Raw genomic sequence first — 21,400 nt, forward strand, 5'->3', positions numbered from 1 at the left:
CTGAAGAGAACACACCCATGATAGTTCTGGCTTAAGACCATATTGTACCCTCTGTTGTGCCATAAGTGAGGGTCGCCGAAGTAATTATTCTGAATTTTCCTCGAAGTGCCTCTTCGAAAACCTGAGCGCGCTTGCCGTGCTACCTTTAGGTGGTCCCCGAATGGGGGAGCGTTAGCCACGGTAGTGGTGCTGCGCCCCCGAATGGGGGTTGGTTTTCGCATAAGAAGGATGATGCCGTTGTGCCCACCTCCGGGCGCATAGCCATGTTTAAGGACATTTTCAATACGCATATGCACGAAAAAAGTTTAACGACGCTCGAATACCCCAAAATTCTGGCGAAAGTAGCGCAAGAGGCGGCGTTTTCCGCCAGTAAAGAGTTGGTCTTAGCCCTGATGCCCACGCCGGATCTGGATGAGGCGCGGCGTCGCCTGGCATATACAACTGAAGCAGTACGCTTGATCGACCTGTATCCCGATGTAGGTGTGCGGGGCGCACACGATATTCGCCCTCTTCTGGTGCGTAGCTCTCGTGAGGGCATCCTGGCGCCTTCCGACCTTGTTGAGGTTCTAGAGACGGTGCGTAGTTCACTGTATGTGGCGCGCCTGCTGGATAAGCTGGAGCCGGAGCACTATCCTCTGCTGCATACGCTGGGTTCGGATATTCCCCAGCGTCCACAGATCGTTCGTCGCATTGAGGAGACCGTGAGCGAGGAGGGCGAGGTGCTGGATACTGCCAGCCCAACCCTGCGAAAACTTCGCTTTGATATTCGCGGCGCCAGTCAACGCCTGCAAGATCGCTTGAGATCCCTGGTGGGTGAGTATGGCAAGCACCTGCAAGAGCCGATCATTACCATGCGCAATGATCGCTATGTAATTCCGGTGCGCGCCGAGAGTCGCGGCCAGGTACGCGGTATTGTCCATGACCAATCTTCCAGCGGCGCAACAGTCTTTGTTGAGCCTATGGTCGTGGTCGAACTCAATAACCGTATCCGAGAGCTACAGGTCGAGGAGCGGCGCGAGATCGAACGCATTCTACGTGTGCTCTCCGCCGAGATCGGCCACGAGGCCGAGTCGCTCACGGTCGCGGTCGAACTGCTGGCCGAGTTTGATACCTACCTGGCAAAGTCACGCTATGCGCGTATGACGAGCGCCAGCGAGCCTATCCTGAATGCCGAAGGGCGTATCGATCTGCACAATGCGCGCCATCCTCTCCTGACCGGGAAGGTGGTGCCGACGAACTTCTACCTGGGGCGCGAGTTCCACATGGTGGTCATTACCGGTCCGAACACGGGCGGTAAAACCGTCGCTTTGAAGACCGTGGGCCTGCTAACTCTGATGGCGCAGTCTGGTATGCATATCCCAGCTGACGTGCATTCGGAGATCGCCGTTTTCGAGGATGTGCTGGCCGACATCGGCGATGAGCAGAGTATTGAGCAGAGCCTGAGTACCTTCTCCTCGCACATGAGTCGTATCATTGATATCCTGCGGCGCGTGGAGGCGGTTCAGCAGCAAGACGTGCCCGACATTCATGGTCGGCTGGCGGAGACGCTGGTGAAGCGCCAGAATCACCATGTGCTGGTGCTCTTTGATGAGCTGGGCGCGGGTACCGATCCCAGCGAAGGCTCGGCCCTGGCACGGGCGATTCTCTCCTACCTGCTTGAGCGTAAGGTCTCGACGGTGGCGACCACGCACTATACCGAGCTAAAGGCCTTTGCCTACGAGCAGCCAGGCGTCGTCAATGCCTCAGTTGAGTTTAATGTAGAGACGCTCTCGCCAACCTATAAGCTGAGCATCGGTCTGCCAGGCCGTAGTAACGCCCTGGCGATTGCGACGCGGTTGGGTCTGGATGAGCCGATCATTGAGAGCAGCCGCCAGTTTCTGGGCAGCTCTGGTGTGCGTATGGAGAACCTGCTTGAGGGTCTGCAAAGCGAGCGTCAGGCGGCCTCTGACGAGCGCTATCACTTGAGCATGGAGCGGGCCGAGGCCGAATACCAGCGCAAGCAATTGCAGGAGGAGCGCCATCGCCTGGAGGAGGAGCGTGTTAAGATCATCAACCAGGCACGGACGCAGGCGCGGCGCGAACTCGACGAGGTGCAGAACAAGCTGGCGAAACTTCGCGCTACCGCTGATCGAGCCAGCGTCTCCCGCGAGCGCCTGAACCAGGCGCGGGACACCGCTCGTCGCCTGGAAGACAAGGTTGCGCTGGTGCCTGAGCCAGCACAGCCGCGCAAGGAAGATCCAGCGGTTCAGCGCCTGGATGGTCCCTTGCAGGTGGGTGACACGGTGCGCGTGCTGAGCTTTGGTCAGCTTGCGGATCTGGTTGGTCTCTCTCCCGATCATAGCTCGGCCGAGGTGCAGATGGGATCGATGCGTTTCCGCGTTGACGTGGATAACATCGAGCGTGTCAGCAAGCGCCAGGCCTCGAAGGAGCGTGAAAAGAGCGTCGTCCCTAGCGCGCCCAGCATTGTCATGCCGCGCTATGAGGACCGCCCGGCGGTCTCCATGCAGCTTGACATGCGCGGCTGGCGCGTCGAGGATGCTCTGGAGGAGCTGGAGACTTACCTGAACGATGCTACGATGGCGGGCCTTGCGCTTGTACGTATCCTGCATGGCAAGGGAACGGGGGCGCTACGCTCGGCGGTTCGCCAGCAGCTCTCTCATCACCCCCTGGTGAAGTCCTTCAACTCCGCGCCTCCCCAGGAGGGCGGCGACGGTGTCACCGTCGTCAACCTCAGCGCATAGCTTAGGAAAAACAAGCAGAAGTACGCTCTCTCGCAGCAAAGCTGCGAGAGAGCGTACTTCTGCTTGTTTTTGTGAAACATGTTCTGAATGGATAAAACTCATGCATGTCTGGTCATGAATGCGCTTTTGTGCTACGCTGTGGAGAGAATTGGATATCGCACGATAGCTAAAACTCGCAGCGGGTCCTGATCGTGCTACAAGCATAAAGGAACGTTCTGGTGGAGAACGTTTTCTCTTTTCCCTCAGATCATTTTCAACATCATTTGTAAGCAACAAAGGAGCGTGGCTATCTTATGAGTCGTTTCGATACATTTAGAGATTATGGTGAGCGCGGCTGGAAGGTGGGCATGGGGGAGCTGGGTGGCTTCCGCAAATTTATCTTACGCGGCAATGTTGTTGACCTGGCCGTCGGTATCGTAATCGGTGCCGCATTTACAGCGGTCGTCAATGGCCTGGTCAAAGATTTCTTGACGCCGTTGATTGGTATTCTTTTGACTCAGTTTGGATTTACACAGAATTTAAGTCAGGGTGTCTGGCCAGCTGCTAATGCTGCGGGCTTTTATGGACAACATTTTGCCTATGGCGATTTTCTTAATGCCGCAATTACCTTCTTGTTGACGGCTCTGGCTCTCTACTTCTTTGTGGTGCGCCCGGTGACTGCTTTGCAGGATCGCTTTGCATCGAAGAAGGAGCCTGAGGCCCCCACCACGCGCGAGTGCCCCTACTGCCTGAGCACCATTCCGCTCAAGGCCACGCGCTGTGCGTATTGCACGGCTCAACTGCCACCATCTGGAGAGCAGCAGCAGGTCGCGGCGCGCTCATAGCGTTTCGCGCACCACTATAGACATCTAGTAAGGGGTGTGTGCTGGTGGGCTGGCTCCGCCAGCCCACCAGCACACACCCCTTTACCCTTTATCCTGCTTGCACGTATGGGTATCCTGACGCTATACTGCATATGGAAAAGAAAACAGGAACACGCTAGACGAGGAACCTGGATTTTTGGTGTGTGCTGAAGAGGGGCATGTCAAGTTGTATTATAATGATCTTGGCGGCCCCTATGTTATTGTTCATTTTGAACGCTAGTAGTGCCTCTCGAAAACCTGAGCGCGGGAGCGCTAGCCGCGAGAGCGGCGTTGGTTTTCGCATAAGGAGGCAGAATTCATGGAGACAGAGGAGATCGCTCATGTCGTCAACATCTGAGCCAATACGCCTGGAAGATCGCATTCGCGACATTCAAGACTTTCCCCAGAAGGGGGTGCTATTCAAAGATATTACCCCTATGTTGCAGGATGGACCGTACTTCCGCGCGGCGATTGAACGCCTAGCCGCGCACTATGCCGGGGCCGATATTCAGGCCGTTGTCGGTGTAGAGTCACGCGGGTTTATCTTTGGTGCTCCCCTGGCGTATCTGCTCAATTGTGGTTTCGTGCCGGTGCGGAAGTTTGGTAAACTTCCGGCGGAGACCATTAACATTGAGTATGCCCTGGAGTATGGCACAAATATTGTCGAGGTGCATAAGGACGCTATCAAGCCTGGGCAGCGTGTCTTGATTGTAGACGATCTGTTGGCGACGGGCGGGACGGTAGAGGCCGCTATCGAGTTGGTTGAGAAATTAGGTGGACATATCGCGGGCGTCGCTTTCCTGGTGGAGTTGAGCTTCCTCAAGGGACGCGAGCACCTGAAAGACCACGATGTCTTCGCGCTAATCAAATACTAGGTACATAAAAAGAGACTGTGCGTGATGGCCAGCTATCACGCACAGTCTCTTTTTATGTACTTACTCTTCCCAGCCGTACCAGGTGGTTTTCTGGGAAAGCGGAGTTGCGCGGCGCTCCAGGCGGGGGATGGCTGGATAGCCCACATAGAGGAAGGCCACAATATGGTCTTCAGTCTCGACCCCTAGCCAGCGTTTGACCTGGTCATTATAGGCGGCGTCGCCTGTGCGCCACATGATCGCCAGTCCCAGCTCTTCGGCGACCAGCAGCATATTCTGGACCGCTGCCGCCGTGGCCTCGACATTCTCAATATCCAGGGCCTCGTCGTTGCGGGGAAACGCTGAGACGACGGCGATAATCACCGGGGCGCGCAACGGCTTCAGGCGCTCTTTCTCCAGGCGTGCCTGCACCTGGGTCAGGGGAAGATCGCCCAGGCTTGAAAGCAGGGCCTCCTGCATGACCAGTCCCAGCTCTGCACGTGCCTCGCCTGCCAGCACGATAAACTTCCAGGGCTCGGTGCGGTGATGATTGGGTGCATGGGTCGCGGCCTCTAGAATCTCCTCAATTTGTGCGCGGGTTGGCACCTGCTCTGTCATTTTGCCAATACTGCGCCGTCTTCTTATGGTTTCGCTTATGCTCATAGACTTTACAGAAACTGAGCGAGAAAGCCCCTATGATGTATCCAGGGGATGAATCGCTCTTCCTTTCTTTGGGGAGATAGGGCGGAGAAACCCGCCACATTGACATTCGTTCTATTTTGTGCGATAATGTACGCATGCGTAAAATGTTTCAGTATAGAATCTATCCAACAAAGAAGCAGATCAAGAAGCTCAACGAGACGCTTGAAGAGTGCCGTTGGCTCTATAATCATTTGCTGGAACAACGCAAAACCTCCTATGAGCAAGAAGGCAAAAGCCTTTCTCTCTATCAACAACAAGACACCTTTCCTGCTCTTAAACAAGAACGACCATCTCTCAAACAGGTTCATTCTCAGGTGCTTCAAAATGTCGCGGTCCGTATTGATCTTGCATTCAAAGCCTTCTTTCGACGGATCAAGGCAGGTGAGGAACCTGGATACCCCCGTTTTCGTGGAGCTCATCGCTACGATTCCTTCACCTTCCCTCAAAGTGGGTTTAGCATTACCCGCGATGATCGGGTTTGCCTCTCCAAAATTGGAAGTGTCAAGATGGTGTATCATCGCCTGGCGAAGGGAACGATAAAAACGTGTACCATCCATCGTGCCTCAACTGGCAAATGGTACGTGTCGTTCTCGGTTGAGTGCGAGCCTGAGCGACTGCCTGAGTGTGCTGAGCAGGTTGGCATTGATGTTGGACTCAAGACCTTCGCCACCCTCTCGACAGGAGAAGAGATTGAGAACCCTAAATTCTTTCGTAAGGAAGAGAAGGCTCTTGCCAAAGTGCAACGCAAGCATTCCAAACTGGTGAAAGGATCTCCTGAACGTCGCAAGCATCGTAAGGTAGTCGCTCGTGTCCACGAACGTATCAAGTTCCGTCGAGACAACTTCACTCACCAGAACAGCCATCACATTGTTGCGCACTCTGGAATCATCTGCGTTGAAGACTTGCGCGTCAATCGAATGATACACAATCATTGCTTGGCAAAAAGCATTGCGGATGCATCGTGGTCGGCGTTTTTCAGCCAACTGTCCTGCAAAGCGGAAGAAGCTGGCAGAACCTATGTGGCTGTCAATCCTGCCTATACCTCGCAGACTTGTAGCCAGTGTGGGCATCGGCAAAAGATGCCACTCTCGGTTCGGGTATTCGATTGTCCCTGCTGTCATGTTCAACTTGATCGAGATCTCAACGCATCCAAGAATATTCTTGCCTTGGGACTACAAGGCTTGGGCTTGTCCCTAGAAGCCCCTGCGATTTATCCGGGGGAGTAGTCACAATACTCTCTATCTCTACTTCTTTCATTGTGATAACTCTGCTTGATTGCATGCTATAAATGGTTAGATCAAAAGGCTATTGAGATATTATAATCCATTACGGCGCGCTTTGCTGATTGCCATGCCGTTTAATTGAGGCATGCTTAGATGTAATGAAGTTGGGAACAAACTGTATCTATGCGACGTCTCTAAAGACGAGAAAACTAATGGCTTTGACTTCGGTTGAGGTGAAGGAGCATTGATATGGATGCAAAAAAATGGTTTGTTCCTTTCTATGGACTTATTTGGGTGGGGGTATCTCTCTGGCTCAGTGGATGTGGCAGTGTAGTAGAGCAGGGAACGCCACCTGCATGGAAGCCTGGTACCCCGACAGCTAATCCTACGCGTGTGCAAATTACACTAGACCTGGTAGGACCATCTACACAGACAAAGCCGGTTGTGACACTGACAAATGCACAGATGGTGCGACAACTCTACAGTACTATCTATGCCTTAGAACAGATGCCAGATAACATCGCCTGTACTGCTGAACGCGGCCCTCACTACATGCTGACCTTCCTGGAAGGCGAGAGGAAAGCTGTTTCGGTGCTGGCCCAGAGAGATGGATGTCGTCCCGTTTCTATCAAGGGTGAGGCCGGGGATCGCCGAGCTTCAAATGAATTCTGGACATTACTGGATAAGGCTATTGACGTAGCGACGCCTGCCGCAAAGCCTCAGAGTGTTGCTATTCTGCATACTCTTCAGCCTGAAATGCAGGTTGAGAGCACGCAAATTGCGGATACTGTTATTGCACAACGCCTCTACAATAGCATCCTCAAACTACAACTTTTGGCTCCGTTTCCTCAGCCTATAGGTCCAGGTTGTCAGGAGGAGACCTATCCCGAGTATCGCCTGGTCTTTCATACTGCGGAGCAGGTGATTTCTTCGCTAATCAATAAAAGCTGTGGCACTATTTCACTGGATGGTAATCATCTATCGCGCACCGGTACCTACAAACGCGATACTCAATTCGATCAGCTTTTTGCGGAGATGTTACGCCAGGCCACCTTCTCCCAGGCACGTCCCGATCAGCTAATGCTTCAGATTAATAGCAACACTGGAGATCAACAGAAGCAGGTTAAGGATGTAACACGGCTGTTGAAGCTCTACGACAAGGTGCTGACGCTCCCTACAACGCAGCCAGAGCCGAACTGCCCTTCAAACGAAGACAAGATTGCTGGTAAAGCCAGGTATACGAGCCTGAGTTTTACGCAGTGGGATCTGCCCGTGCTCAGTGTTAGTGTCTATGAGGGAAGTTGCAAGCGTATTGACCTGGGACTGACCAGCAAGGTCCTGCGGGGCGACCAGGAGTTCTGGGATCTGCTTCACCATTTAGCGCAAGCGTAGAAGCCAGGCCAGCCTGGCTTCTACAAGGTTTGTTTATAGGAAGGTACATGCTATTCGAGTCCCCACTCGTTATTGGCCCAGTCGGCGTGGGGCATGCCGCGTTGGAGGGAGATGGTGCGGAGGTGCTGTGGATCGAAAGGCGTGCGCCGCAGGTCTACACTCAGGCGCTTGCCTTCGATGGTAAGGATGGCGTATTCGGCCCAGGGCGGGTTGCGGATGGTGTCTACAGGCGAGACGCGGTCCATGGCCATGCCAACGCTGCCGGGATTGAGAATGAGTTTATCGCGGTAGCGACGCCAGAGCTGGGCATGGGTATGTCCTCCGACCAGGATAGTGGCTGGGGTTTCGCCAAAGATAGCATCAAGCTCTGCTTCGCTAGTGATATCGAGGATGCGTTCGCGGTAGGAGCGAGGCGAGCCATGATAGGCAAGAAGGGTATGCTGGGGCGAGAGCGGAATCAGAGCGCTGGCCTGAAAGCTGCGAATAAAGGCCTTTTGCTCCTCACTGATCTGCTGCGCGCACCATAGACTGATGTCCTGGTCGTACTGCCCGAAGCGCGTGGTATGCTCCTTAAGTTGTGGTGCGAGCAGCCAGTCGTCGGTATTTCCCATAATGACAGGCCAGCCCAGGGCTTTGACGCGGTCCAGAGTCTCTCCGGGTTGTGGGCCACCGGCGGCGACATCACCCAGGCAGAGAATGTGATCTACCTGCTCATCTGCTAACTCTGCTATGACAGTCTCCAGGGCGGGAAGATTGCCATGGATATCTGAGAGTATGGCTAAACGCATGGCGCGCCTCCTTGCAAGTAAACTAGGGTATAGTTGTGGAAACAGGTCGCCGCTGGCGGCCTGTTTCCACAACTATTTATTCTGCGCCTTTGAGGACTTTGGTGTTGCCACTGTTGAGCAGGTTCTCCTCCAGCCCGAGGGAGGGGAGAATCTGCGCCTGGGCCTGGGTGTTGAGGGGCAGGCCCCAGAGCTTGATAAAGCCCAGGGCGGCGTTGTGGTCGAACTGGTCGCCACTGTCATAGGTCGCCAGGCCGTGGTCATAGAGCGAGTGCTCGGACTTGCGTCCTACTACTGTACAGTGTCCGCGCGAGAGCTTCATGCGTACGGTGCCGCTGACGAAGCGCTGGGTGCTCTGGACATAGGAGGCCAGGTCCTGGTGCAGAGCACTATACCATTGGCCGTTGTAGATGAGGCGCGCATACTCGCCCGCGACAATGTCTTTAAAGCGCACCTGGTCGCGGCTAAGGGTGATGGTCTCCAGCGCCTGGTGGGCGGCGTGCAGCACCACAGCGGCGGGCGCCTCGTAGATCTCGCGTGATTTGATGCCGACCAGGCGGTTTTCCACATGGTCGATGCGCCCGATGCCATAGGTCCCAGCAATCCGGTTCAGGGTCTCGACGATCTCGGCCCCCTCCTGCTCCTCGCCATTGAGCGCCACGGGAATGCCTTGCTTGAAGGTAAGCTCGACATAGGTAGGCGCTTTGGCCTCCAGGGTGTCGGGATCGCTGGTCCAGGCGTAGACTTCAGCGGGTGGCTCAGCCCAGGGATCTTCTAGGATGCCGCACTCAATGCTACGGCCCCAGAGGTTCTGGTCGACCGAGTAGGGGCTGGCGTTAGTGACCTGGATGGGAATGTTATGCTCTGCGGCATAAGCGATCTCGTTGTCGCGCGTCATGCTCCACTCGCGCACAGGGGCGATGATCTTCAGGTCGGGCGCGAGGGTATTGATTGAGACATCGAAGCGTACCTGGTCGTTGCCTTTGCCGGTGCAGCCATGTGCGACGGCGACGGCACCCTCCTGGCGCGCGACCTCCACGAGCAGGCGCGCGATCAGTGGGCGAGCCAGGGCCGTGGCGAGGGGATACTGCCCCTCGTAGATGGCTCCAGCCTGGAGGGCGGGCCAGACAAAATAGCGGACGAAGTCGTTGCGTCCATCGACGACCAGGGCCTTGACTGCGCCGATCTTGCGCGCGCGCTCGGCGATGGCGGAGAGATCGCGCTCATTGCCCACATCGATGGTCAGGGCGATCACATCCAGGTCGTATTTCTCTTTGATCCAGCGAATCGCGACGGAGGTATCCAGACCTCCAGAGTAGGCGAGTACCACGGTTCCCATAGTTATTCAATCTCCAGAATGGCGGTATGTGTTGGTCCGACGAGTGTTTGGATGGCCTGTTTGAAGGCCTGGGCACGTGTTTCCCAGTTTGTATGGGCCTGAGCAAGGCGCTCCTGGGCCTGCCCAAGATTCAGATTTCCCGTGCCTCCCAGGTGGTTGCGGGCATGCAGACGTGCCACAAGTTGCTCCTGGCTCTCGACCGGGAAGGGGACCTTGCTGTCAAGCTGGGCGGTGACCTTTTTGCCCACGATGCGGTAGGCATCGCGGAAGGGCATGCCCTCGGTCACCATCTCATAGGCCTGGTCGGCGGCGAAGAGTTCAAAGGTGCAGGCCGCGAGCGCCCGCTCGGCGTCGACTTCGATATGGCTCATGACGAGCTCGCAAATATCCAGGCTCTCTTGAACCAGGTCGAGGGCCGCGAAGAAGGGTCCCTTGGTCTCCTGGTAGTCCATATTGAAGCCCGAGGGGAGGCCGCTCACAATGCCGAGAATCTGCTGCTGAAGCGCCAGCATGGTCTGTGTGCGCGCGCGCACCAGTTCCATCACGCCTAGATTGCGCTTCTGAGGCATGATGCTGCTTCCGGTACAGAGTTCCTGGGGAATGCGCAGGAAGCCGTACTCAACCGTTGTGTAGAGGAGCACGTCCTGGGCCAGTTTGCTCAGGTCAAGCATGATCTGCGAGAGCACCTGGACGACCGCGGCCTCGGTCTTGCCACGGCTATTCTGAGCGTAGATGACGTTATTCTGGACGCGTGCGAAGCCGAGCGTGTCGGCGACCAACTGGCGATCAATGGGTAGGGGAACGCCGTAGCCTGCCGCTGAACCCAGTGGTGATTGATCGTTGAGCGCATAGACGCCAGCTAACAACTGCTCGTCGTCCAGCAGCGATTCGGCAAAAGACGCGGCCCAGAGTCCCACAGAAGAGAGCATGGCGCGCTGCATATGCGTGTAGCCAGGCAAGGGCACGTCTTGATAACGCTCCGCGAAGGTTAGCAGCGTGCTAGTGAGCGCGAAGAGCTTGCTGCTGACCTGGTGGAGCTGCTCCTTGCCGTAGAGGCGCATATCGACGAGCACCTGGTCGTTACGTGAGCGGGCGGTATGGATCTTCTTGCCCGCGTCCCCGGTTCTGGCCGACAGGAAGTTCTCGATGCTGGTATGCACATCCTCGTCGGAGGGGAGAATCTGGAATTGTTTCTCGGCGTCTAGTTCTAGAACGGTGCAGAGGGCCGCGTGGAGAGTCTGGTGCTCCTGCTCGCTTAACACCCCAATCTTATGCAGCATGGCGGCGTGGGCGAGCGAGCCCCAGACATCGTGGCGCACGAGGCGAGCGTCGAGGGCGCTGTTCTGCGCGGCCTCGTAGCGCTCGACCTTCTCGTTCAAACTATAGCCTTTCTGCCATAGTTTTGTCACGTTTTACAATCCTTCCTGGGTAATTCCTGCCAGCTTATTGCGGCGCGCGATCAGCTCGTAAGGGAGACCGCGTAGATGCGCCGCAGGGGCGCACTCCTTCTGATTAAAGCTGGCGCTATTGATTGAACGCACATCGGGAAAGAAGAGGCCGCTGTGCGAGGAGCGCGAGACGATGTCGATATTGCCCTTGTAGAGGCTGACGACATACTCGCCGCTCACGGCCTGCTGTGTAGTACTGATAAAGGCATCGATGGCGTTCTTGAGTGGGTGGAACCATTCACCGTGGTAGACCATACTTGACCACTGGGCATCCAACTGACGCTTCAAGGGTATCTCTTCCTTGGTCAGGCAGTAAAGTTCGAGATCGCGGTGTAGCTTGAGCAGGATCTGGGCGCCGGGAGCCTCGTAGATCTCGCGCGACTTCAAGCCCATGATGCCGTCCTCGAACATGTCGATCTTGCCGATACCGTTCTCACCGCCCAGGACATTGAGCTTCTGAATGATCTCGTCCAGGGGGAGTGCCTCGCCATCAAGCGCGACCGGGAGGCCGTGCTCCCAGGTAATCTTGAAGGTCGAAGGTTGATTAGCCGCCGTGTGAGGTGGCTTTAGCCACATCCAGATGGAGTCAGGAAGCTCGGTATCCAGGCCTATACCACCACTTGCAATGGAGCGGCACCACATTGTCTTATCATCCCCACCGGCGATCAACTCTTCGACTGGAATACCGAAGTTTTCCATTAAGAGCTGCTCTTCGCCGCGTGTCAGGTCGAAGTCGCGCACAGGGACAAAGGTGGGGAGTCCGGGCGCGAAGAGGCTAAAGACATTATGCATGCGGTACTGGTCGTTCCCCTTCCCGCTAGAACCCTCCATAAGGGCGTCGCAGCCCAATTCGAGCGCCTTCTGGGCAACTTTCTTTGCGATGAGCTGGCGGGTCATTGAGGTTGAGATGGGATAGCCATTGTAGTCTGAGTTGGCCTGAATGGCTTTGGTAAGCCATTGTGTGGTAAACTCCTCGCGGGCGTCAAGCACGATAGGTGTGATACCCAGCATCTCGGCGCGTTGGATGCTCATGTTGAGCTCTTCTTCACCCTGGCCCACATCTACGCTGATGGCGTAGAGCTTGCTGGCATGATACTTGGTTTCAGCCAGCTTGACGCAGAGTGTCGAGTCCAGGCCGCCCGAAAAGGCGAGGGCAATGGTGTTTCCCTGAGGAACGTCAACGGAGTTGACTTTGTGGAGGGCCAGGGCAAGCGCGTCCTGGCTGCTGGTGGTTGTCGCCTGGGTCAGATGTGTCTGATTGTTGGTTACCATCGTGTGTACTCCTTCAAACTGAGAAAATTTTCTGGAAGGAGCGGAGATGATCCTTAAACGGCCTTCGCCCCTTCCGTCACATTTGAAGAAGGGACGAGAGCGTCAGGAAAAACTCCTGTACACACCCGTGGTGCCACCCTATTTGTCTTTCCTTCGATCTGGTAACGAGCAACGATGGAGGAATCTCATTACCCTACGTCTTTGTAGCGAAGTCACGAAAGACCACTTTTCTGGTTATGTGCTGCGTGGTAACCGTCCACTCAACCTACTTACCCTTCATATCTCTCTGGGGAGGGATGCAAGTGATTTTCTTCGGTCGACCGCTCACGAAGGCGTTCGAGAAGTGCCTAGCCGTTCCGAACTTCCACTCTGCTTCGGATCGCTGTTGGCTGCTGCTTCTGTACTTCTTTCGCTCAACGCGGGACAGGCTCAGTATTTTTGCTACTGTTGTTTATGATACAGGCCAGCCCACAAAATGTCAATGGGGAAAAAGTGAATGTGTGTGTGCGTGCAACTGTAGATCTGCCACAGTTGCACGCACACAGTACCATGAGCGCCATAGACGTGGATTAGCCGGTATTGCGCAGGCCGGCGGCGATGCCGTTGATGGTGAGTAGGACGGCGCTTGTAAGGCGTGCGCGCTCTAGATCCTGCTCGGTCGCGGATTCTTCCTCATCTTTGCGCAGCATGAGCGGCCCTCCGAGGGCACGGAGGCGCTGGATGAGTTCGACCTGGAAGTAGCTCAAGGGATCGACATAGGGATTACGCCGCTTAATCGATTCCTGGAGTACACGCGAGGTATCGAGAAGATTTTCGCCTCCGACGATGCTGATGACCAGCTTGCGCGTACGCTCATACTCCTCTTGAATTTGCTGGGAGATGCGCTGGCGTAGCGTGGGATCCTCCACAAGCGAGGTATAGCGCTGGGCGATATGCATATCGGCCTTGGAGAGCGTCATCTGCAAATTATCCAGGAAGGCGCCCAGGAAGGGCCAGTGGCGATACATGTGGCGCAGTAACTCCAGGTGCTCGGGATGATCGGCAATGTATTCTTCCAGGGCGCCCCCGACTCCGTACCAGCTTGGCAGCACATAGCGGCTCTGCATCCAGGAGAAGACCCAGGGGATGGCGCGAAGCTCCTCAATGGCGCGATTTTTTGCGCGCCGCGCTGGACGCGAGCCGATGTTGAGCCAGCCCAGTTCTGAAACAGGGGTTGCTTGCTCAAAGAAGGTGATGAATGCAGGATCATTGTAGATGAGGTTACGGTAGCGGGCGTGCGCCTTTGACGAGAGTTCGCGCATGACGTCTCGCCACTCTTCAGGCGCATGCGGATGGACGTATTTCTCAATGATGCGCTCATCGGGAATGCTGGCACGGGCCACGCCCGCTGCCACCAGTTCCATATTGCGAATGGCGATCTCGTAGAGACCGTATTTGAAGGAGAGCATCTCGCCTTGCTCGGTAATGCGGATGTGTCCATTAACGGTGCCTGGCGGCTGGCCAAGGACTGCCTCATAAATGGGGCCGCCGCCGCGTCCAATGGCGCCGCCACGTCCGTGGAACATCGTGATGCCTATGCCATGCTTCCGTCCCAGCGCGGCCAGGCGTAGTTGCGCCTCGTAGAGCTCCCAGCTTGAGGTGAGAATGCCGCCGTCCTTGCTGCTATCAGAGTAGCCAAGCATCACCTGCTGCTGGCGCTGGCAATTGGCCAGGTAGATGCTATAAACGGGATGCGTAAAGGCCTGATCGAGGATATCGGTGCAGTTATGGAGGTCCTCGATGGTCTCGAAAAGCGGAACGATAGGCAGGTCGTCGAGGCCAAACTCCTTGCAGAAGAACTGCACTTCCAGTAGATCGCTCAGGCTATTTGACATGCTGATGATATAGCAGCTAACCGCGCGCTTACCATATTCATCGCGTGCCTGACGAATAGCCTGGAAGGTGTGAATGATATGCCAAGTGTCGTCACTGAGCTTGAGTCCGGGGCGCGTCAACACGCGTGGGTCCTGAAGAAGTTTTTCCAGGATGCGCAGGCGTGCTGGCTCATCCAGGGTACGATAGTCCTCCTGATAGAGGCCCGTGAGCTGAAGTAACTCGGCGACGGCGTTGGCGTGTCGTGCGCTATGCTGGCGTATATCCAGGGCCACAAAGTAGAAGCCAAAGAGTTCGACCTGGCGTATCAGGTGCGCAAGATAGCCTCGGGCCAGTTCGGTCTCGCCGTCCGCCAGCAGGCTATCCTGGATCAGGCGCAGCTCCGTCAGCAGCTCTTCCGCGCTTGAGAAGGCAATGGAGGGCCTGGCTTTCTGCCTGGACTGCGGCGCAAAGGTCTGAGTATAGGGCTCGGTCGATGAGGGAGGCGTGATCGTAGCGCCCAGGCGTTTCCAGATGAAGGAGAGCTTGCGCCGGTAGGGTTCGAGGGCCGTTTGTGGACCCAGTTCTTGATCATATTGTGGTAACAGGAGCACGTCACGCTCGATAGCCTCCTGAAGTTCTGGCGTAATACGTGTGTGCGAGAGAGACTGTGAGTACTCCTGGGCCAGGAGTTCGATGGTATCACGATAGTGATTGATGATGTGTTCACGCTGAAGGCGGAGCGCGGTATGCATGGTTTCGGGTCCAACAAAGGGATTGCCGTCCTGGTCACCGCCAATCCAGGAGCCCAGGCGTAGGAAGGGTGGAACCTGGGCCTGGGGATAGACCTCGTGCAGTAGATCCTCAAACTCGGCGTAGAGGTCGGGCAGGGCCTGGTAGAGCACCTCATCCAGGTAGTAGATACCCATTTTGATCTCATCAATGGGTTGTGGGCGGACCCGGCGGACCGCGTCTGTCCGCCAGAGCAGGTCGATTGTGCCTTCCAGGTTGTGCTGCCAGCTTTTTTGTTGGCGTGGCGTTTTGATCTTCCCGTGGTCACGGTCCTCAAGCAGGCCCGCGATGCGACTGGTTTTTGTGATCAGGCTGCGGCGTGTGGCCTCGGTGGGATGAGCCGTAAATACCAGTTCGATGGCAAGCGAGTCGAGGAGCTGCTGAAGTGTCTCCTGGCTGAGCTGTTGCTCTTTGAAGAAGGCGATCAGCGCCGCAAGTGAGCCACGTTGAGGCGTGTGGTGGGGTGTCTCCTCATAGACCTGGCGACGCCGGATGCGGTGGTATTGTTCGGCTGTATTGACCAGGTGAAAATAGACAGTAAAGGCGCGAATGACATCAACTGCCGTGCCCAGGTCACAGGTCGCGACAATGTGTGTAATTTCCTGGTCGAGCTCATGAATTTCTGCGTGCAGGCGTTGGGCTTCTGTGTCGCTGGCATGCGCAAGAAGATCGGTGCACTCACGCAGGCGCTTACAGGAGATGCGCAACCGTTCGACGGTATCGAAGACGGTGTATCCGCCATAGCGCTTGATGGCCTGCCCCAGTGCATCGCCCAGGGTGCGAATATCGTACCGCAGGGGAGCATCTTTTTCGCGGCGAGTTTCTTGTTCTAGCATATGGCACATCTTCCAATTCAAATACTAGCGCGGCCTCCATTGCCACTGACATGCTGGCTCGTCGTTGCGCCCTCCTTATTTTATCATACACAAGATGAGCGTATTGTGCTCCTGGGTTAAGAAGTATGCATGGAAAAAAGACTCTGCCCTCTTTTCATGCACACTTCTTAGCCCAGAGGCTCATTGCGTGAGCCGAGGTAAATGAAATGCTATATAGGGAGGGGATGGATAAAATGCACAATATTTAGCGCCAGAGAGAATCTTTGTGTGGATAATAAGCACTGTTTGAAAGGCTGCGTGATTGCTGCTTAGCAAGGGGTGTTTGTGTAAATTGCACATAAAGAATGGTGGGAACTTCTCGTAAAATAGCTATTTAGAAATGGAGCGCTGCTATTTATACTTATAGCAGGTAGGCGAAAGGTTACGTTTTGGCGGATTCGTACAAAGCGTACAAAAGGTGACTATCAAGGGTGATAGGCACAGCTAGGAACCATTCTCCAATCACAGGAATGGTCTGGCTCGGCGGCGAGTTGTTTCTTGTGAGGTATCGTGCTCAGATATGCTGATTTCTTAAGAGTGTCTGGAGCGCCCGGCAGGGCGAATAGAAGCAGTGTCCTTCCAGCGTTCTTCTTCCGCAGCATTCCATGAGTAGTTGGCCGAAAGGCTGTGATGGGAGAGTCCTCATTTTGAGGCTCTCCTATTTTTTTGTTTTCGGCGTAGTCTCTTCGAGCCTGGGAACCGGTAAAAATGCAACTACATCCTTCTGTCGCACGTTTCAATTACAAAGTGTGGCTATAAAGCGCAACCTCTGTTAGGTTAAAACCTCAGCAGGATGGCGTTTATATTATGTCAGTCCTAAAAGAGAGCGCTTTTCAAGCCTGATATGATAGAATACGCTGTCAGAAACCTTCGCCTCTCTGGAGAGGAGGGAGCAAAAAGGGTAAACTTTTGCTGTCTCTCAGGTGCGCGAATACTGGAAACAAAGAGTGGTTTGATCGCCATCTTGAAGGAGTGTAGCCAGCCTGATCTCTGATTGTACCTGGCCTAAAAAAGCATGTTCTGCATGTTTTATTAAAAAGGGGCAATGGAGCGAGGTAGGAATGGCTGTATACTCCCATGACATGCGTAAGCAGATGGTGTATAATGAAGCCGCTAATATGGGATGGATATTGTCAAGTGGAGCAAAGTATTTGCCTTTGTTCCCTTACTCTGCCCGAAGGCATGAGGGTGGTGTCTCCACAAAGGGGTATTATGAACGGCGACATGATTGGTCACATCATCAGGGATCGCTATAAGCTTATTGACGAACGAGGAAGAGGGAGCTTTGCAACTGTCTATGTTGCTCGTGACCTCAAGAGCAATCATATTTACGCCGTAAAAGTCATGCACCTGGATCTCTCAAGCGACGAGGACTTATTGGCACGCTTTCAGCGAGAGGCGCATATTCTTTTGCATCTGAATGATCCTCACATTGTGCGCATTGTTGACTATGGCAATGATGGCAATATGCACTATATTGTGATGGATTATATCGATGGCCAGAATTTGAAGTATTATATGATCAATGATGGTTTGATGGACCCGATCCGGGCCATTGGGTATGCACGTCAAATCGCTGAGGGGTTGTGTATCGCACATAAACAGGGTGTTGTGCATCGCGACATCAAGCCGCAAAACATCCTTATTAATACAAGCAATCTTGTGAAGATCACCGATTTTGGCCTGGCGCGTGGTCGCGAAACGGTCACGTTGACTCAGTCCAATGTCTTTATGGGGACCGCTAATTATATCTCGCCAGAACAGGCTGAAAGCAGCCGTTCGGCTGATACACGCTCTGATCTATACTCAATTGCCGCGGTCTTATTTGAAATGCTTACGGGTCGCCCCCCCTTTCAGGGGGATACCGCAGTGGATATTGTGATCAAGCAGATCAATGAGAAGGTGCCCTCTATCTGTCGGCTTCGCTCGGATTTGCCGATGGAGACCGATCTCTTTATGCAGAAGGCACTCGCAAAGGCACCGGATGAGCGTTATGCAACCCCCCAGGATTTCATTGCGGCATTGGATCAATTGCTTGAGCGCTTGCAGGCGAGTGGCGTTGGACGTCCATCTGGCGCCGTCGCCGCGGCTTCACAGCAGAAAGAGGCCCGCCTGGTGGCGCTTGCGAATGGTCAGCCCTACGCCCTCAAGGGTGAACTGCTTGTAGTGGGGCGGCACGATCCGACACTAGGTATATATCCCGACATCGATCTGGAGCATAAGACCGTTGGGCGAAGACACGCGTATCTGCGTAGACAGCAGGGAACATATACGGTAGAGGATCTGAATGCCCTGAATAAGACGCGCCTGAATGGAGAGATTTTAACGCCGCATGAGGAGCGTAAGCTTAAGGATGGTGATATTCTCCGCTTCGGCAATGTTGAGGTACGCTTTGAATTGCGATAGCTATTGTGTGTCGGCCGGCCTGAGTTTGTTGCACACAAGCGCGTCGCAATCGTAGGGGTGCCCGCAAGGGTGCCCGATTGAGTTCGGGTGGCAGCTGTTCGCGACTGGAGAAATGCCTGGCTCCTTGTCGCGGCGAGATTACTTCTGCCACCCCTACAATCAGAGGGGTAAAGTTATGAAAGAGGCCAAGCACATTTTTGTATTAGGGGTTACTTTGCCTGTGAACACGCCAATAATTATAATCGCCATTCTTGTTCTCGCTGTTGTTATCTTGATTGCCGCCTTCTTGCTTATTCGCAGTAGTGGCAAGAAAAAGGCTGAGGCTTCTAGCGCAAGCGACTGGCAGAGCCAGCAGCAGCCGGGCTGGGGCCAGGGTGGAGAGAACAACGCCTGGAACCAGTCACAGCAGCAGCAAGGTGGTTGGGGAGCGCAGCAGCCGCAACAGCAACAGAGCTGGGGCCAGGGCGGAGAGAACAACGCCTGGAACCAGTCACAGGCCCAGCCACAGCAGCAGGGAGGTTGGGGAGCGCAACAGCCGCAACAGCAACAGAACTGGGGAGCATCAGCTGCGCAGCAGCCACAGCAGCAGCAAGGCTGGGGCCAGGGCGGAGAGAACAATGCCTGGAGCCAGTCACAGCCACAGCAGCAGCCGCAACAGGGTTGGGGAGCGCAACAGCCGCAGCAACAACAGAGTTGGGATGCTGCGCAACAGCCACAGCAGCCAAGCTGGGATGCCGCGCAACAGCCGCAACAGCAGCAGGGTTGGGGGGCGTCAGCCGCACAACAGCCGCAGCAAGGTAACTGGGGAGCCTCCCCAGCAAGCGCAGCTCCGCAGCCTGCTAATCAGTGGGGCAATCCAGCGACCGGTGCAGGTTCACAGCCTTCCTGGAACGCGCCAGCGGCCACACAGGAGCCCTGGAACCAGGGTCAGCAGCAACAGGGGCAGGAAGCCTGGAACCAGGGGCAGCAACAGCCGTGGGGAGCACAGGCCCCTCAGTCACAGTCCGCGCCTGCGTCCTTTGGTGGCTCCAATCCCTCCTGGAATCAGGCAGCATCTCAGCCACAACAGCCGCAGCAAGGGGCCTGGGGCGCTCAGCCTGGTGGGGCACCCGCGTGGCAACAGGGTGGCGCGGGACCCAATACCCCGGGGATGCAGCAGGATCAGACCGTGTTTGCCTCCGATGCCGATAGAACCGTGCTTCGCCCCGGTGGCCAGGTCGGTAGTCTGGGTATGGTACGTGTCGAGGAAGGTAAAGAGCCTGGCCGTATCTACGAGGTGCGCAAGGATAGCCTGAGCATTGGCCGTAGCCGCGAGAGCGATATCTTCCTGGAAGACCTGGCTGTCTCACGTCTGCATGCCTCTATCGTGAATATGGGCAATGGCAACTATGCCTTGAAGGATGAGGGCAGCGCGAATGGCACGAAGGTCAATGGGCAGCTGGTGAATAAGTACCAGACGTATCAGTTGCAAGAAGGCGATCGCATTCAGCTGGGACAGACAGTCCTGGTCTTTGCCAGGCGTTAGTCCCGCTTCTCTTGCTTGAGAGCGCGAAACATGGTACGTTGTAGTACAGCACAAAAATCTACAGAAGGAACATAGATACTGCCACGTAGGCACGAAGTGCCTCTTGTATACAAGGTGCATGTATTCCTGCGTGGCATTGCGATACAATGGAGCAAGACGATCTCATTGGAACAACGCTTGGCAACTATCGCATTCTTGCCAAGCTTGGGCAGGGAGGCATGGCCCGCGTCTATAAGGGATTTCAAGAGAACCTTGATCGCGAGGTTGCGATTAAAGTGCTTCCGCCCTGGTATGCCGCGGACCGGAGCTTTGTAGAACGTTTCAATCTAGAAGCAAAACTTGTTGCTCGCCTCTCCCATCCTAATATCGTAACAGTTCATGATGCCAGTGAACATAACGGGCATCTCTACATTGTTATGCAACTGGTGACAGGCGGGACGCTGAAGAATCGTCTTGATATGTTGCATAGTGAAGGGCTGGTAATGGATATTACCGAGGCCGTTCCTATCTTTACGCAGATCGCGAGTGCGCTCTCCTATGCGCATGAGCAGGGCATTATTCACCGTGATGTCAAGCCAGTGAACGTACTCATGGATGCGGATCGTCCAATCCTCTCCGACTTTGGTATCGCGAAGGTGGTTGCCGTCACGCAGAGCAACCTGACGCGTCCGGGGGCTGGCGTAGGCACGCCTGAATATATGTCGCCTGAACAGTGCCAGGGAGGTTCTGTGGATGGCCGCGCAGATATCTATGCCCTGGGTGTGATGCTCTTCGAGTCTTTGACGGGGTATACCCCATTCAGGGGCGATAACTATCCTGCTCTGGCCCATAGCCATATCTATGAGCCACCACCGCGTCCCACATCCTTCAATCCACATATCCCGGCCCCTATTGAGCATATCATTTTAACGGCCCTGGCGAAAAATCCCCAGCAGCGCTATCAACGCGCCAGCGACATGGGGGATGCACTCAGTAAAGCGCTTAGTTCACTACAAGCTGGGCCGGCAGCTAGCTATCCAGCAGCTAACGCGCCAGCGAATCCCTACTATGCTCAACCAAACACCAGTGCCTATGTGCGACCACAGCAACCGGCTGCTCCTTCTGTGGCTGAGGGTCGCCAGGTGGCGATGTATCCCTGTCATTATTGCCAGCATTATAATAAGCCCAACATGCGCTTCTGCACGCGCTGTGGGGCACCCATGAACCAGTGTGCCTCGTGCGGTACGATGAATCCAGCTAATAATCGCTTCTGCACGGCGTGCGGCCAACCCTTGATCGTCTAGTCGTGAGGCGTAAAGAGATTAATTTTGTGCCCTGTCCGGTGTTGTTAAAGCACGCGTCTACATATACACGTCA

14 protein-coding genes are annotated in these 21,400 nt (G+C 55.2%); 8 read left to right on the forward strand and 6 right to left on the reverse strand.

All coding sequences use genetic code 11. From position 1 onward, the window contains the following. Window positions 1-239 precede the first annotated feature (239 nt). The 3 genes from JMJ04_RS13835 (at window position 240) to JMJ04_RS13845 (ending at window position 4,458) form a co-directional block, all read left to right on the forward strand. A complete protein-coding gene (locus tag JMJ04_RS13835; protein ID WP_201371054.1) occupies window positions 240-2,741 on the forward strand; it encodes an endonuclease MutS2 in 2,502 nt (833 codons plus the stop codon). Window positions 2,742-3,034: 293 nt separating this feature from the next. Further along, complete coding sequence (gene mscL, locus JMJ04_RS13840; RefSeq protein WP_201371055.1) at window positions 3,035-3,565, forward strand: large conductance mechanosensitive channel protein MscL; 531 nt, start codon at window positions 3,035-3,037, stop codon at window positions 3,563-3,565. A gap of 359 nt (window positions 3,566-3,924) precedes the next feature. Next, on the forward strand, window positions 3,925-4,458 hold the full coding sequence (locus JMJ04_RS13845) for an adenine phosphoribosyltransferase (protein WP_201371056.1): 534 nt from the start codon (window positions 3,925-3,927) through the stop codon (window positions 4,456-4,458). 60 nt (window positions 4,459-4,518) lie between these two features. On the opposite strand, the gene JMJ04_RS13850 is transcribed toward JMJ04_RS13845, so the two are convergent. Then, on the reverse strand, window positions 4,519-5,097 hold the full coding sequence (locus tag JMJ04_RS13850) for a nitroreductase family protein (RefSeq protein ID WP_201371057.1): 579 nt from the start codon (window positions 5,095-5,097) through the stop codon (window positions 4,519-4,521). A 143-nt stretch (window positions 5,098-5,240) separates the two neighbouring features. On the opposite strand from JMJ04_RS13850, the gene JMJ04_RS13855 reads away from it, so the two are divergent. Further along, window positions 5,241-6,362: an RNA-guided endonuclease InsQ/TnpB family protein gene (locus JMJ04_RS13855; protein WP_236038022.1), complete on the forward strand. Its 1,122-nt coding sequence runs from the start codon at window positions 5,241-5,243 to the stop codon at window positions 6,360-6,362. Between the two features lie 246 nt (window positions 6,363-6,608). After that, a complete protein-coding gene (locus JMJ04_RS13860) occupies window positions 6,609-7,751 on the forward strand; it encodes a hypothetical protein (protein ID WP_201371059.1) in 1,143 nt (380 codons plus the stop codon). A 50-nt stretch (window positions 7,752-7,801) separates the two neighbouring features. Here JMJ04_RS13860 and JMJ04_RS13865 read toward each other — a convergent pair whose 3' ends face one another. The 5 genes from JMJ04_RS13865 to ppc all read right to left on the reverse strand — a co-directional run bounded on the left by JMJ04_RS13865 (window position 7,802) and on the right by ppc (window position 16,074). Beyond that, window positions 7,802-8,539 carry a metallophosphoesterase family protein gene (locus JMJ04_RS13865; protein WP_201371060.1) on the reverse strand — a complete coding sequence of 246 codons (738 nt, stop codon included), beginning with the start codon at window positions 8,537-8,539 and terminating at the stop codon, window positions 7,802-7,804. Between the two features lie 76 nt (window positions 8,540-8,615). Continuing rightward, window positions 8,616-9,875 (reverse strand): argininosuccinate synthase, encoded by a 1,260-nt coding sequence (locus JMJ04_RS13870; RefSeq protein ID WP_201371061.1) that lies wholly within the window; start codon window positions 9,873-9,875, stop codon window positions 8,616-8,618. A 2-nt stretch (window positions 9,876-9,877) separates the two neighbouring features. Then, window positions 9,878-11,284, reverse strand: coding sequence for an argininosuccinate lyase (gene argH, locus JMJ04_RS13875; protein ID WP_201371062.1), 1,407 nt, complete (start codon window positions 11,282-11,284; stop codon window positions 9,878-9,880). Window positions 11,285-11,287: 3 nt separating this feature from the next. Beyond that, window positions 11,288-12,595: an argininosuccinate synthase gene (gene argG / locus JMJ04_RS13880; protein WP_201371063.1), complete on the reverse strand. Its 1,308-nt coding sequence runs from the start codon at window positions 12,593-12,595 to the stop codon at window positions 11,288-11,290. A gap of 569 nt (window positions 12,596-13,164) precedes the next feature. Further along, on the reverse strand, window positions 13,165-16,074 hold the full coding sequence (gene ppc / locus JMJ04_RS13885) for a phosphoenolpyruvate carboxylase (RefSeq protein ID WP_201371064.1): 2,910 nt from the start codon (window positions 16,072-16,074) through the stop codon (window positions 13,165-13,167). A gap of 1,251 nt (window positions 16,075-17,325) precedes the next feature. Between ppc and JMJ04_RS13890 the strand changes: the two genes are divergently transcribed. From JMJ04_RS13890 to JMJ04_RS13900, 3 genes are all read left to right on the forward strand, one after another. Further along, on the forward strand, window positions 17,326-18,519 hold the full coding sequence (locus JMJ04_RS13890) for a protein kinase domain-containing protein (protein WP_201371065.1): 1,194 nt from the start codon (window positions 17,326-17,328) through the stop codon (window positions 18,517-18,519). Window positions 18,520-18,694: 175 nt separating this feature from the next. Continuing rightward, window positions 18,695-20,044: an FHA domain-containing protein gene (locus JMJ04_RS13895; RefSeq protein ID WP_201371066.1), complete on the forward strand. Its 1,350-nt coding sequence runs from the start codon at window positions 18,695-18,697 to the stop codon at window positions 20,042-20,044. 146 nt (window positions 20,045-20,190) lie between these two features. After that, on the forward strand, window positions 20,191-21,327 hold the full coding sequence (locus JMJ04_RS13900; protein ID WP_201371067.1) for a serine/threonine-protein kinase: 1,137 nt from the start codon (window positions 20,191-20,193) through the stop codon (window positions 21,325-21,327). The last annotated feature ends 73 nt before the right edge of the window (window positions 21,328-21,400 follow it).

The organism is Ktedonobacter robiniae (assembly GCF_016587375.1).
Classification (GTDB): domain Bacteria; phylum Chloroflexota; class Ktedonobacteria; order Ktedonobacterales; family Ktedonobacteraceae; genus Ktedonobacter; species Ktedonobacter robiniae.

Coding starts and splice junctions, on each gene's coding strand:
- mscL (WP_201371055.1), top strand. CDS start 3,035: ATGAGTCGTTTCGATACATTTAGAGATTATGGTGAGCGCGGCTGGAAG.
- JMJ04_RS13845 (WP_201371056.1), top strand. CDS start 3,925: ATGTCGTCAACATCTGAGCCAATACGCCTGGAAGATCGCATTCGCGAC.
- JMJ04_RS13850 (WP_201371057.1), bottom strand. CDS start 5,097: ATGAGCATAAGCGAAACCATAAGAAGACGGCGCAGTATTGGCAAAATG.
- JMJ04_RS13855 (WP_236038022.1), top strand. CDS start 5,241: ATGTTTCAGTATAGAATCTATCCAACAAAGAAGCAGATCAAGAAGCTC.
- JMJ04_RS13860 (WP_201371059.1), top strand. CDS start 6,609: ATGGATGCAAAAAAATGGTTTGTTCCTTTCTATGGACTTATTTGGGTG.
- JMJ04_RS13865 (WP_201371060.1), bottom strand. CDS start 8,539: ATGCGTTTAGCCATACTCTCAGATATCCATGGCAATCTTCCCGCCCTG.
- JMJ04_RS13870 (WP_201371061.1), bottom strand. CDS start 9,875: ATGGGAACCGTGGTACTCGCCTACTCTGGAGGTCTGGATACCTCCGTC.
- argG (WP_201371063.1), bottom strand. CDS start 12,595: ATGGTAACCAACAATCAGACACATCTGACCCAGGCGACAACCACCAGC.
- ppc (WP_201371064.1), bottom strand. CDS start 16,074: ATGCTAGAACAAGAAACTCGCCGCGAAAAAGATGCTCCCCTGCGGTAC.
- JMJ04_RS13890 (WP_201371065.1), top strand. CDS start 17,326: ATGAACGGCGACATGATTGGTCACATCATCAGGGATCGCTATAAGCTT.
- JMJ04_RS13895 (WP_201371066.1), top strand. CDS start 18,695: ATGAAAGAGGCCAAGCACATTTTTGTATTAGGGGTTACTTTGCCTGTG.
- JMJ04_RS13900 (WP_201371067.1), top strand. CDS start 20,191: ATGGAGCAAGACGATCTCATTGGAACAACGCTTGGCAACTATCGCATT.